We start from the raw sequence: 12,104 nt of genomic DNA, 5'->3' as shown, positions 1-12,104 counted from the left end.
TGGACGCGTGGGACGGCTGGGGCGGGTGCAGCGGGACTCGCCGGGTTCCTTGGTCCGCTGCGGACGGGGTCGGTACGTTTCCGCGTGCCCTCGGTCGCTGCCCTCCAGGGTCGACGTGGCGAGGAGACGAGGAGCTGGACGGGTGACGATGCGCGCGATGGACCGGCAGCAAGGGCGTCTGGAGCTGCTGGACGGGCTCCGCTTCCTCGCCGCTCTCAGCGTGGTCGCCTTCCACTTCACGGCCCGGGAGAGCCCCTCGTGGGACGGCCTCGCCGTGCCCGCGGACCTCGAGTGGCTCGGCCGGTGGACGGTGTACGGGGAGCTCGGTGTCCCGCTGTTCTTCATCATCAGCGGGTTCGTGCTGCTGATGACCGCGTGGGACCGGAGCGTCCCGTCGTTCATCGCCTCACGGGTCGGCCGGTTGTTCCCCGCCTACTGGGTGGCCGTCGCCTTCAGCATGGTGCTGGTCCTCGTGCTGTGGCCGGAACAGTGGCCGACGCTCGGCCGGGTCATCACCGAGCCCGGTGCACTGCTGAACCTGACGATGGTCCAGACGGCCTTCGGTGCCCCGGACATCGACGGGCCGTATTGGACCCTGTGGTACGAGCTCCGCTTCTACTTCCTCGTCGTCCTGCTGATGCTGGTGGGCATCACCCGGGCCCGCGTGCTGGCCTTCGCCACCCTCTGGCCGATCGTCGCGGCGGTGGCCCAGGGGTCCGGCTCGGGCCTGCTCACGACCGTGCTGATGCCCGAGTACGCCTGCTACTTCGCCGGCGGGATGCTGCTGTACCTCATCCGCCGTGACGGGCATGACCTCGGAACGTGGCTGCTGGTCGGGCTGCAGTGCGTCATCGGTGTCGGTATCAGTGTCCCGCGGTACCAGGACCTGCACGCCGCGGACCTGACCTGGGGGCGGTCGTCCCTGCTGCTGGGAGTCGGGATCGTCGCCTGCTTCGGCCTCGTCGCCCTGGTGACGCTGGGCCCGGTCGCCGGGCGCAGGTTCCGCGGCATGGGCTGGCTCGGTGCGCTGACCTACCCGCTGTACCTGGTGCACGAGAACCTGGGCTGGTACGTCATCCATCTCCTGTCCGACCGCACCGGACCGCTCGCCGCGGTGCTCCTCGCCACGGTGGCCGCGCTGCTGGCCGCCGTGCTGGTCCACCACCTCGTCGAGCGGCCGACGGCCCCTCGGCTGCGCCGGGTGGTGACCGACATGTTGCTGCGGGGGGCGGCCCCGGCCGGCACCGCGCAGCCGTCGCAGACCACGGCCCTGGGCATGTCGACGGAGGACAGGGCGCACCGGACGGCGCTGCTGCCCAGGGTGGCCCACCCGGTCCTCCCAGCCTCACGACCGCACCGTCAGCCGGTGGGCGCGGCATCCGCCGAGGACCACCCGACGGTCCACCTACGGGGACGCGCGCCCCAGCCGGCCGACCCCGTCCGGGGCTGAGGCCGACGGTCGGACCCGGCGGGTGTCCCCGGGCGGCATGGCCGCCCGGGGGACCGGTTCAGCCGTCGGCTGAGGTGATCGTGCAGAGGTCGGCCCCGCTGGTGACGCTGGCGCCGACCTCCGCCGACAACCCGGACACCCTCCCGGCCTTGTGCGCCACGATCGGCTGCTCCATCTTCATCGCCTCCAGGACGACGACGAGGTCACCGGCTGCCACGGTGTCCCCGTCGGAGACGGCGACCTTGACGATCGTGCCCTGCATCGGCGCGGTCAGGCTGTCGCCGGAGGCCGCCGATCCGCCGTGCCCGCCACCCCGCTTGCGGGGCTTCGCGCCGCCGGCCGCGGGGGCCGCCCCGCCGCCACCAGCGAGCCCGGCCGGCAGCGACACCTCCAGGCGCCGTCCGCCCACCTCGACCACGACGGTCTGCCGGGCCTCGGGCTCCTCGACGGGGTCCGCGGCACCGTAGGGGGGCACCTGGTTGTCCCACTCGGTCTCGATCCACCGGGTGTGCACGCTGAACGGCTCGCTGGTGAAGGCCGGGTCGACGACGACCGCCCGGTGGAACGGGACGACGGTCGGCATGCCCTCGACGACCAGCTCGTCCAGCGCACGGGCCGCCCGCTGCAGGGCCTCGGCCCGGGTGGCGCCGGTGACGATCAGCTTGGCCAGCATCGAGTCGAACGCGCCGGCCACCTCGCCGCCGGCCTCCACGCCGGAGTCCCAGCGCACGCCGGGGCCCTGCGGCACGACGAGCCGGGTGACCGGGCCGGGAGCGGGCATGAAGTTGCGGCCGGCGTCCTCGGCGTTGATCCGGAACTCGATGCTGTGCCCGCGCGGGGTCGGGTCCTCGGTGATCTCCAGCGGCAGGCCCTCGGCGATGCGGAACTGCTGGCGCACCAGGTCGATGCCCGAGGTCTCCTCGCTGACCGGGTGCTCCACCTGGAGCCGGGTGTTGACCTCCAGAAACGAGATCGAGCCGTCGGTGCCGACCAGGTACTCCACGGTGCCGGCGCCCACGTAGCCGGCCTCGGCGCAGATCGCCTTGGCCGAGGAGTGGATCCGCGCGCGCTGCTCCTCGGTGAGGAACGGTGCGGGGGCCTCCTCGACCAGCTTCTGGTTGCGCCGCTGCAGCGAGCAGTCGCGGGTGCCGACGACGACCACGTTGCCGTGCGTGTCGGCCAGCACCTGCGCCTCGACGTGCCGCGGCTGGTCCAGGAACCGCTCGACGAAGCACTCGCCGCGGCCGAACGCGGAGACCGCCTCCCGGACGGCGGAGTCGAACAGCTCGGGGATCTCCTCGATCGTGCGGGCGACCTTCAGACCCCGACCGCCGCCGCCGAACGCGGCCTTGATCGCGACCGGGAGCCCGTGCTCCTGCGCGAACGCGACGATCTCGTCGGCATCCGCGACGGGGTCCTTGGTGCCGGGCACCAGCGGAGCCCCGGCGCGGGTGGCGATGTGCCGGGCGGCGACCTTGTCGCCGAGGTCGGTGATCGCCTGCGGTGAGGGGCCGATCCAGGTCAGCCCGGCGTCGATGACGGCCTGGGCGAAGCCGGCGTTCTCGGACAGGAAGCCGTAGCCGGGGTGCACGGCGTCGGCGCCGGACCGGCGGGCGGCGTCCAGGATCTTGTCGAACACCAGGTAGGAGTCGCCGGGCGTGGTGCCGCCGAGGGCGAACGCCTCGTCGGCGGTGCGCACGTGCAGGGCGTCGCGGTCGGGCTCGGCGTAGACGGCGACGCTGGTGAGCCCGGCGTCCCGGCAGGCGCGGGCGACCCGCACCGCGATCTCGCCCCGGTTGGCGATCAGGACCTTCTGCACGTTCGTTCTCCCTTTGAGAGGCGTTCTGACTGGCCGGCGCGGGCCGGTCAGCGTTGCCAGAGGTCGGTGAGGGCCAGGCCGAGCTTGGCCAGCTGGGTGCGCAGCAGCGGCAGCGAGAGGCCGATGACCGCGGTGTGGTCGCCCTCGATGCGGTGCACGAAGGGCGCGCCCAGCCCGTCCAGGGTGAACGCCCCGGCCACCGCCAGGGGCTCGCCGGTGGCGAGGTAGGCGTCCAGCTCCGCCGGGGTGGGGGAGGCGAAGTGGACGACGGTGGAGGAGACGCCGACGTCCCGAGCCGTCACCGCGCCGTCCCGCACGTCGAACACGGCCTGGCCGGTGTGCAGGACGCCGCTGCGCCCGGCCATCCGCTGCCAGCGGACCCGGGCCTCGGCGGCGTCGGCCGGCTTGCCCAGCGGCTGACCGCGGAACTCCAGCAGCGAGTCGGCGCCGATCACCAGCGCGTCGGTCTGGCCCTTGGCCACCGCCGCGGCCTTGGCCGCGGCGAGCAGCGCGACGAGCTCGGCGACCCGGGGCGACCGCACGGTCGACTCGTCGACGCCGCTGACCACCACCTCCGGCTGCAGGCCGGCCTGGCGGAGCAGCTGCAGCCGGGCGGGGGACTGCGAGGCGAGCACGAGACGGCGGCTCATGACGCCCGCCCCGATGCGCGCCAGCCGCCGGGCCCGGCGAGCAGTGGCCGGCGGAGGACGTCGGCCCGCTCCGCCCAGGCCCGGACCGGGGTCGGCCGGCGACGAGGACGGTGCCGCTGGGACAGGGACGCGACGACGACGGTCAGTGCGGCGAGCTCCTCCGGAGTGGGCTCGCCGCGGACGACGCTGAGCAGCGGCTGGCTCACCGTGACATCTCCCCGTTCTGCGCGTTCTTCGTTCTACTGCTCGGTCGCCGGCGCTCGCTGCGGTGCTCGCTCACAGCGGGATGTTCCCGTGCTTCTTGGCCGGCAGCGTCTGACGCTTGTTGGCCAGCAGCCGCAGCGCCCGCACCACCTGGATGCGGGTGTGCGACGGCGGGATCACCGCGTCGACGTACCCGCGATCGGCGGCGATGTAGGGGTTGGCGAGCGTGTCCTCGTACTCGGTGACCCGCTGGGCGCGCAGCGCCTCCGGGTCCTCGGCCGCGGCCAGTTCCTTGCGGTAGAGAATGCCCACCGCACCCTGCGCGCCGATCACGGCGATCTGCGCGGTCGGCCACGCCAGGTTGACGTCGGCGCCCAGGTGCTTGGAGCCCATCACGTCGTACGCGCCGCCGTAGGCCTTGCGGGTGATCACGGTGATCAGCGGCACGGTCGCCTCGGCGTAGGCGTAGATCAGCTTGGCGCCGCGGCGGATGATGCCGTCCCACTCCTGTGACGTGCCGGGCAGGAAGCCGGGGACGTCGACGAAGGTGAGCACCGGGATGTTGAAGGCGTCGCAGGTGCGCACGAACCGGGCGGCCTTCTCGCTGGCGTCGATGTCCAGCGTGCCGGCGAGCTGGGTGGGCTGGTTGGCCACGATGCCGACCGGCCGGCCCTCGACGCGGCCGAAGCCGGTGAGGATGTTCGGCCCCCACAGCGCCTGCACCTCGAGGAACTCGCCGTCGTCGAGCACGTGCTCGATCACGGTGTGCATGTCGTAGGGCGTGTTCGGCGAGTCCGGGATGAAGGTGTCCAGCTCCCGGTCGGTGTCGGTCAGCGCGTCGGGTAGCGCGACGTCGACCGGGGGCACCTCGACCGCCGGCAGCGGGTCGAGGTTGTTGCTGGGCAGGTGCGCCAGCAGCGCCTTGACGTAGTCGAGCGCGTCGGCCTCGTCCTCGGCCAGGTAGTGCGCCACGCCGGACTTGGTGTTGTGGGTGCGGGCGCCGCCCAGTTCCTCGAGCGTGACGTCCTCACCGGTGACGGTCTTCACCACGTCGGGTCCGGTGATGAACATCTGGCTGGTCTTGTCCACCATCACGATGAAGTCGGTGAGGGCGGGGGAGTACACGTGGCCGCCGGCCGCCGCGCCCATCACCAGCGAGATCTGCGGAACGACGCCGGAGGCGTGCACGTTGCGCCGGAAGATCTCGGCGTAGAGGCCGAGGGAGACCACGCCCTCCTGGATCCGGGCTCCGCCGCCCTCGTTGATCCCGATGACCGGGCAGCCGGTGCGCAACGCCAGGTCGAGCACCTTGACGATCTTCTCGCCGTAGACCTCACCGAGGCTGCCGCCGAAGACCGTGACGTCCTGGGAGAAGACGCAGACCGGGCGGCCGTCGATCGTGCCGTGGCCGGTGACGACGCCGTCGCCGAACGGCCGCTTGGCGTCCATCCCGAAGTTGGTCGACCGGTGCCGGGCGAACTCGTCCAGCTCGGTGAAGGAGCCGGGGTCCAGCAGGGCGTCGATGCGCTCCCGGGCGGTCATCTTGCCGGCGGCGTGCTGCTTCTCCACGGCGCGCTCGGAGCCGGCGTGCGACGCCTCCTCCACCCGCCGCTCGAAGTCGGCCAGCTTGCCGGCGGTGGTGTGCAGGTCGAGGCCTGCGGAGACGTGCTCTCCAGCGGACTCCAGTTCGGCGGCACTCACAGCGCCGTAGCGTAGGTGACGTGCCCGACAGCGACCGCACCGCAGTTCCCACCGTCGACCGGCCCGGCCTCGACGCCGCGGCGCTGACCGCGGAGCTGGTCGGTGCCGACCGGCTGTGGCGGGCGGTCGAGGTGGTCGAGGAGATCGGCTCGACCAACGCCGAGCTGGCCGCCCGGGCGGCCGCCGGCGCCGACGAGGGGCTCGTGCTGGTGGCCGAGCACCAGGTGGCCGGCCGGGGCCGGCTCGACCGCACCTGGACCTCCCCGCCGCGCGCCGGGCTGACCGTCTCGGTGCTGCTGCGCCCCGACGTCCCCGCCGCGCGCCGGGCCTGGCTGTCCCTGCTCACCGGGGTGGCCCTGGCCGAAGCGGTGACGGAGACCGCCGGCGTGCGTGCGTCGCTGAAGTGGCCCAACGACCTGCTGGCCGCCGACGGCACCAAGCTGGCCGGCATCCTGGCCGAGACCTCGGGCACCGCCGTCGTCGTCGGCACCGGCCTGAACGTCTCGACCCGCCGCGACGAGCTGCCCGACACCGGCACCTCGCTGGAGCTGGTGGCCGCCGCGCCGGTCGACCGGTCCGCCGTCCTGCTGGGCTTCCTGCGGGCCCTCGAGCGGCGGTACCGGCGCTGGGTCGAGGTGCTCGGCGACCCGATCGCCTCCGGGCTGGCGCACGACCACCTCGCCTGGTGCAGCACCGTCGGCGCCACCGTCACCGTGACGCTGCCGGACGGCTCGACGGTCGAGGGCGTCGCCGAGGCGGTCGACTGGGACGGCCGGCTGGTCGTGCGCACCCCGGACGGGGTGCTCGAGCTCGCCTCCGGCGACGTCCGACACGTGCGTCCGCGCCGCCGGGAGGCGTGACCCGGACGGGCGGGTCGGTCATCCTGGTGGGGTGGCGTACCCCGACAAGGTGCTGGGTGAGGACGAAGAGGTCGTCCGGCACCTGCACCCGCACTGGCTGACCGTGCTGTGGCCGATCGTGCTGTTCCTGCTGCTCGTCGGTGCGGCGTCCTTCGGTGCGGCGCTCGTGCCCGCGGGCGACCAGCAGGCGACGTGGCGGCTGGTCGTGGTCGCGGTGGCCGCCGTCCTCGGGGCGGTCTTCGTCGCCGCGCCGCTGCTTCGCTGGCGGACGACGCACTACGTGATCACGACGCACCGGCTGCTCTACCGGACGGGCATCCTGGCGAGGTCCGGCCGGGACATCGGGCTGTCCCGCATCACCGACGTGTCCTACCGGCAGACCCTCTGGGACCGGGTGGTCAACTCGGGCACCGTCTCGATCGAGACGGCCGGGGAGGGCGGCCCGACCGTGTTCTCGGCGATCTCGGACAGCGACGGTGTGCAGCAGCTGCTCAACCAGCTGATCGAGGAGGACGCCCAGCGCCGGGCGTACGAGGGTGCCGGGCACCTCAGCGGGCCGGTCTGGGACGGCCAGCACCCCACCGAGCAGTTCTGAGCCGCCGCACCACCGCCCCCGCCCGCCCCGTGCGCACCGGCCGGACCGGTCCGTCACGGCGTGCCGGGACGGTTCTGTCGGAGGGGCCACCTACCGTGCGGGACATGCGGTTGCTGCACACCTCGGACTGGCACATCGGCCGCTCCCTGCACGGCACCGACCTGCTCGCTGAGCAGGAGGCGGTGCTGGGCGGGCTGGCCGACCTGGTGGTCACCGAGGCGGTCGACGTCGTCCTCGTCGCCGGCGACGTCTACGACCGGGCGGTGCCCTCGGCCGACGCGACCGCCGTCCTCGACCGGGTGCTCACCCGCATCCGGGCCGCCGGGGCAGCGGTCGTGCTGACGCCGGGCAACCACGACTCGGCCCGCCGGCTGGGCTTCGCCTCCGGCCTGCTGGCCGTCTCGGGCGTGCACGTGCGGGCCGCCACCGGGCTGCTCGACGAGCCGGTGCTGCTCTCCGACGAGCACGGCGACGTGGCGGTCTACGGCTTGCCCTACCTGGAGCCGGAGGTCGCCCGGCACGAACTGGGGCTGACCGAGGCCCGCAGCCACGAGGCGGTGCTCACCGCCGCCATGGACCGGGTCCGGGCCGACCTGTTCCTCCGACCGGGCGCCCGGTCGGTCGTGCTCGCGCACGCCTTCGTCGGCGGTGGGGTGCCCAGCGACAGCGAGCGCGACATCTGCGTCGGCGGCGTCGACCTGGTGCCGGCCGCGGTGTTCGACGGGGTCGACTACGTCGCCCTGGGGCACCTGCACCGGCCCCAGTCCCTCAGCGACCGGGTGCGGTACAGCGGCTCCCCGATGGCCTACTCCTTCGGCGAGGCCGGCCAGCAGAAGCAGGTCTGGCTGGTCGACCTGGACGCCGAGGGGCTGGCCGGCGTCCGCAGCGTCCCGCTGCCCACCCCGCGCGAGCTCACCGTGGTGCGCGGCGAGCTGGCCGAGCTGCTGGCCGACCCGGAGCTCACCGCGATCGAGAGCCACTTCGTCTCCGCCCAGCTCACCGACGCCGTCCGCCCCGCCGACCCGATGCGCCAGCTGCAGGGCCGGTTCGCCCACTGTGTGCACCTGGAGTGGGCAGGGTCGGGTCCGCTGACCGACCGGCGCAGCTACCAGGAGCGGCTCACCGGTCGCAGCGACCTGGAGGTCGCCGGCGAGTTCGTCGCGCACGTCCGCGGGGTGGGCGCCTCGGCGGCCGAGCAGGAGCTGCTCGGCCGGGCGCTGGCCGCCGCGGCGTACCAGGACACCCTGGCGTGAGGGTCCATCGGCTCGCACTGACCGCCTTCGGGCCCTTCGCCGACCGGGTCGAGGTCGACCTCGACGACGTCGGCCGGGACGGGTTGTTCCTGCTGTGGGGCCCCACGGGGGCGGGTAAGACGACGCTGCTCGACGGCATCGTGTACGCCCTGTACGGCACCGTGCCCGGAGCGCGCGGCGAGGAGCGGCGGCTGCGCAGCGACCACGCCGGCGAGCAGGTGCGCACCGAGGTCGAGTGTGAGGTGACGCTGAGCGGTGAGCGGCTGCTGATCACCCGCCGGCCCGAGCAGCAGCGACCCAAGCGCCGCGGCACCGGCTGGACGACCGAGCAGGCCAAGCTGGTCGTCCAGCGCTGGGCGGGGGAGGGCTGGGAGCCGGTCAGCACCCGCATCGACGAGGGGTCCGAGCACCTGCGCACCCGGCTCGGCCTCTCCGCCGAGCAGTTCTGTCAGGTGGTGCTGCTGCCGCAGGGTGACTTCGCGCGGTTCCTCCGCGCCGAGCCGGAGGACCGGGGCCGCCTGCTGCGCACGCTGTTCGACGTCGGCCGCTTCGCCCGGGTGGAGGACTGGCTGGCCGAGCAGCGGGTCGCGGCCCGCGACCAGCTCGACGAGGCCCGGCTGCGGGCGAGCACGTTGCTGGCCCGGGTCGCGCAGGTCGCCGACGTCGAGGTGCCCGAGCAGCTGGCGCCCGAGCTGGTGGGCGCCGCGCCGCCGGCCCACGCCGGCACCTGGGTGCACCGGGTCCGCGCGGAGGCCGCCCAGCAGCTGGCCGGGCGCGTGGCCGCTGCCGAGACGGCGGCCGCCGAGGTCGCCCGGGTCGACGCCGGGCTGGCCGCCGCCCGGGCCGAGCTGGACCGGCACGTGCGCCGCGACCGCGCCCGCGCCGACCTGGCCAGGCTGCAGGCCGAGGCGGGCGAGCTGGAGCCGCTGCGGGTCGCGCTGGAGGCCGGTCAGCGCGCCGAGCCGGTGCGCGACGTGCTGGAGGCTGCCGGCCGGGCCGCTCTGACTGCCGAGTCGGCCACCGAGCGGCGGGCTGTGGTGTCCCGAGCCTGGACGCCGGTCGCGGACGGGCGGGCCGCCGACGCGGTCCTCGCCCGTTCGCTGCGTGACGAGGTCGCCGCGCTCCGGGCCGCGCTCCCGGAGGTCGACCGGGCCGGTGAGCTGACCGGCGCGGTGACCGGCAGCCGCCGGCAGGTCGATGCGCTCGTCGCCCGGTGTGCCCGGGAGGAGCAGGCGGTCGCCTCCTGGCCCGCCCGGCTGTCGGACCAGGAGGCGGTCGTCGCCGCGGCAGCCGAGGCGGCGGCCGCGCTCCCCGGCCTGGCCGCCGAGCTGGACCGGCGCCGCACCGCGCTGGACGCCGCCCGGGCAGTCGACGCCCTGGTCGCCCGGCTCGCCCAGCAGCACGCGCAGGCGGCCGCGGCCCGGGAGGCGTGGGCCACGGCTCGTGAGCACTGGCTCGACCTGCGGGCCCGCCGCCTGGACGGCATGGCCGCCGAGCTCGCGGCCGGGCTGGTGGACGGGGCGGACTGCCCGGTCTGCGGCGCGGTCGAGCACCCGCGGCTGGCCGAGCCGACGGGCCAGCCGGTCGGCCAGGCCGACGAGGACGCCGCCCGTGCGGTCGCCGAGCAGTGCGAGGCCGAGCACGACCGCGCGCAGCGGGCCGCGGCGGAGACCGGCCGCGAGCTGGCGGTGCTGCGCGCGCAGGCCGGCGACGAGCCGCTGGCAGACCAGGAGCAGGCCGTGGCCGCTGCGGCACAGCAGGAGGCCGTGACCCGTCGACGGGCCGGCACGCTCGCCGAGGCGCGGCGGGAGCTGGCCGTGCTCGTTGCCCAGCGGGACGCCGCCGCCACCGGGCTGACCGCGGCTCGGGAGGAGCTGGCGCGCCGCCGGGCCAAGCTCGCCGCGCAGCAGGAGGCGCTGGTCGCCCTGCAGCAGCGAGTGGACGCCGCCCGGGGCGACGACCCGGACCTCCCCGCCCGGATCCGCCGGCTCACCGCGGTGGCCGAGCACTGCGAGGCACTGATGGAGGCCGAGACCACCGAGCTGCGGGCGCGCACCGAGGCCGACGCCGCCCGACGGCACGCCGCGGAGCGTGTCGTCGAGGCGGGCTTCGCCGACCTGGTGGCCGCCGCCGACGCCCTGCTGGAGCGCGGACAGGCCGCGGCGATCGGCCGGCGGGTGACCGAGCACGACGAGCAGTGGTCGGTGGTCACCGCCACGCTCGCCGAGCCCGAGCTCGCCGACCTGGCGCCGCGACCGGACCTGGAGTCGATGACCGACTCCTGCCGGGATGCCACCGCAGCCCGCGAGGACGCCGTGGCCGCTCTCGCCGAGTCCCGGCGCCGAGTCGCGGACCTGGACGAGCTGGCCGCCGAGCTCACCGCCGTGGAGGTCCAGCTCGACGAGCGGCGGGCGGCGGCCGAGCAGGTCACCGCGCTGGCCGACCTGGTGAACGGCCGCGGGGCCAACACGCTGCGGATGCGGCTGCAGTCCTTCGTCCTGGCGGCCCGGCTCGAGCAGGTCGCCGAGGTGGCCAGCCGGCGGTTGCGGGACATGTCCGGTGGGCGTTACACGTTCCTGCACAGCGACGCCCAGGGGCGGCACGGTGCCCGGGGCGGGCTGGGCCTGGACGTGCTCGACGAGTACACCGGCGTCCGACGGCCGACCAAGACCCTGTCCGGTGGGGAGAGCTTCATGGCCTCCCTCGCCCTGGCCCTCGGCCTCGCCGACGTGGTCACCGCGGAGAGCGGCGGCGTGCAGATCGACACGCTCTTCGTCGACGAGGGCTTCGGCACGCTGGACCCGCGGTCGCTGGACGCGGTGATGACGGTGCTCGACGAGCTCCGCCGGGGCGGTCGCACGGTGGGCGTGATCAGCCACGTGGAGGAGCTGCGCACCCGGATCAGCAGCCGGCTGGAGGTCATCTCCGGCCGGCACGGCTCGCGGCTGGCCGCCTGACGCGGCGACCCCTCAGCGTGGACTCGGCGTCGACTCGGGGGTCGGTCCCGAGCTCAGCCGGAGGCGAGGGTCACGGCTGGGCCGTGCTCCACCGGCTCCGGCTGGTCGCCGTCTCGAGGGGGAGGTCCACTGGGGTCGCGCGGAACACCCAGCGGCGGTAGCCCAGATAGCGGATCACCGTGCCCAGCACGATGGAACCGACGTTGGCGACCTGTAGTACCAGCGCGCTGTCCTGCCCCAGCGGGTAGCGGACCACCGCGACGACGGCCAGCCCGAGCAGCAGGGTGGCCCCGTTGATCGCGGCGAAGACCAGGTACTGGCGGGCCACGCCCGCGCGTTCCCGGTGAGAGAACGACCAGTAGCGGTGCCCCAGGTACGCCGCCGTCATCGACACCACGGTGGCGACCAGGTTCGACGTCACGGCGCCGACCCCGAGGTGCGCGTAGAGCAGCTGGAAGCCTCCGACCTGCAGGACGAAGCAGACGGCCCCCACCACACCGAACGCCGTCAGCTCCTTGGCCAGGAGCCGCCACCGGTTCGATCCCCGACCTACGAGGACGGGGGACTCGGGCACCTGCCGAGTGTAGGCAGGCGCCCGAGTCCCCCGCTCGGTGT

The 12,104-nt window shown here is 74.6% G+C and carries 10 protein-coding genes; 5 read left to right on the top strand and 5 right to left on the bottom strand.

The features are described from left to right. The first annotated feature begins 157 nt into the window (after window positions 1-157). Window positions 158-1,450: an acyltransferase family protein gene (locus ACJTNH_RS20480; RefSeq protein ID WP_458179078.1), complete on the top strand. Its 1,293-nt coding sequence runs from the start codon at window positions 158-160 to the stop codon at window positions 1,448-1,450. A gap of 58 nt (window positions 1,451-1,508) precedes the next feature. On the opposite strand, the gene ACJTNH_RS20475 is transcribed toward ACJTNH_RS20480, so the two are convergent. The 4 genes from ACJTNH_RS20475 to ACJTNH_RS20460 form a co-directional block, all read right to left on the bottom strand. Further along, window positions 1,509-3,269, bottom strand: coding sequence for an acetyl/propionyl/methylcrotonyl-CoA carboxylase subunit alpha (locus ACJTNH_RS20475; RefSeq protein ID WP_458179076.1), 1,761 nt, complete (start codon window positions 3,267-3,269; stop codon window positions 1,509-1,511). Between the two features lie 47 nt (window positions 3,270-3,316). Then, the gene (locus tag ACJTNH_RS20470) at window positions 3,317-3,919 is read right to left on the bottom strand and encodes a Maf family protein (RefSeq protein WP_458179074.1); all 603 of its coding nucleotides are present in this window, start codon (window positions 3,917-3,919) and stop codon (window positions 3,317-3,319) included. Then, window positions 3,916-4,125: an acyl-CoA carboxylase subunit epsilon gene (locus tag ACJTNH_RS20465; protein WP_458179072.1), complete on the bottom strand. Its 210-nt coding sequence runs from the start codon at window positions 4,123-4,125 to the stop codon at window positions 3,916-3,918. The genes ACJTNH_RS20470 and ACJTNH_RS20465 overlap by 4 nt, the downstream gene beginning before the upstream one ends. 70 nt (window positions 4,126-4,195) lie before the next feature. Then, on the bottom strand, window positions 4,196-5,824 hold the full coding sequence (locus tag ACJTNH_RS20460; RefSeq protein WP_458179070.1) for an acyl-CoA carboxylase subunit beta: 1,629 nt from the start codon (window positions 5,822-5,824) through the stop codon (window positions 4,196-4,198). A 20-nt stretch (window positions 5,825-5,844) separates the two neighbouring features. Between ACJTNH_RS20460 and ACJTNH_RS20455 the strand changes: the two genes are divergently transcribed. The 4 genes from ACJTNH_RS20455 to ACJTNH_RS20440 all read left to right on the top strand — a co-directional run bounded on the left by ACJTNH_RS20455 (window position 5,845) and on the right by ACJTNH_RS20440 (window position 11,489). After that, window positions 5,845-6,684 carry a biotin--[acetyl-CoA-carboxylase] ligase gene (locus tag ACJTNH_RS20455; protein ID WP_458179068.1) on the top strand — a complete coding sequence of 280 codons (840 nt, stop codon included), beginning with the start codon at window positions 5,845-5,847 and terminating at the stop codon, window positions 6,682-6,684. A 31-nt stretch (window positions 6,685-6,715) separates the two neighbouring features. After that, window positions 6,716-7,279: a PH domain-containing protein gene (locus ACJTNH_RS20450; protein ID WP_458179066.1), complete on the top strand. Its 564-nt coding sequence runs from the start codon at window positions 6,716-6,718 to the stop codon at window positions 7,277-7,279. Window positions 7,280-7,383: 104 nt separating this feature from the next. After that, entirely contained in the window at window positions 7,384-8,532 is a 1,149-nt protein-coding gene (locus ACJTNH_RS20445; RefSeq protein ID WP_458179064.1) for an exonuclease SbcCD subunit D, read from the top strand. Further along, window positions 8,529-11,489: an AAA family ATPase gene (locus ACJTNH_RS20440; RefSeq protein ID WP_458179062.1), complete on the top strand. Its 2,961-nt coding sequence runs from the start codon at window positions 8,529-8,531 to the stop codon at window positions 11,487-11,489. The genes ACJTNH_RS20445 and ACJTNH_RS20440 overlap by 4 nt, the downstream gene beginning before the upstream one ends. Window positions 11,490-11,559: 70 nt before the next feature. Here ACJTNH_RS20440 and ACJTNH_RS20435 read toward each other — a convergent pair whose 3' ends face one another. Next, window positions 11,560-12,063, bottom strand: coding sequence for a GtrA family protein (locus ACJTNH_RS20435; RefSeq protein WP_458179060.1), 504 nt, complete (start codon window positions 12,061-12,063; stop codon window positions 11,560-11,562). Window positions 12,064-12,104: the final 41 nt, after the last annotated feature.

This window comes from Modestobacter lacusdianchii, assembly GCF_054177765.1.
Note: the sequence above shows the minus strand (reverse complement) of the source record. Positions and strands in the feature narration are given on the sequence as shown.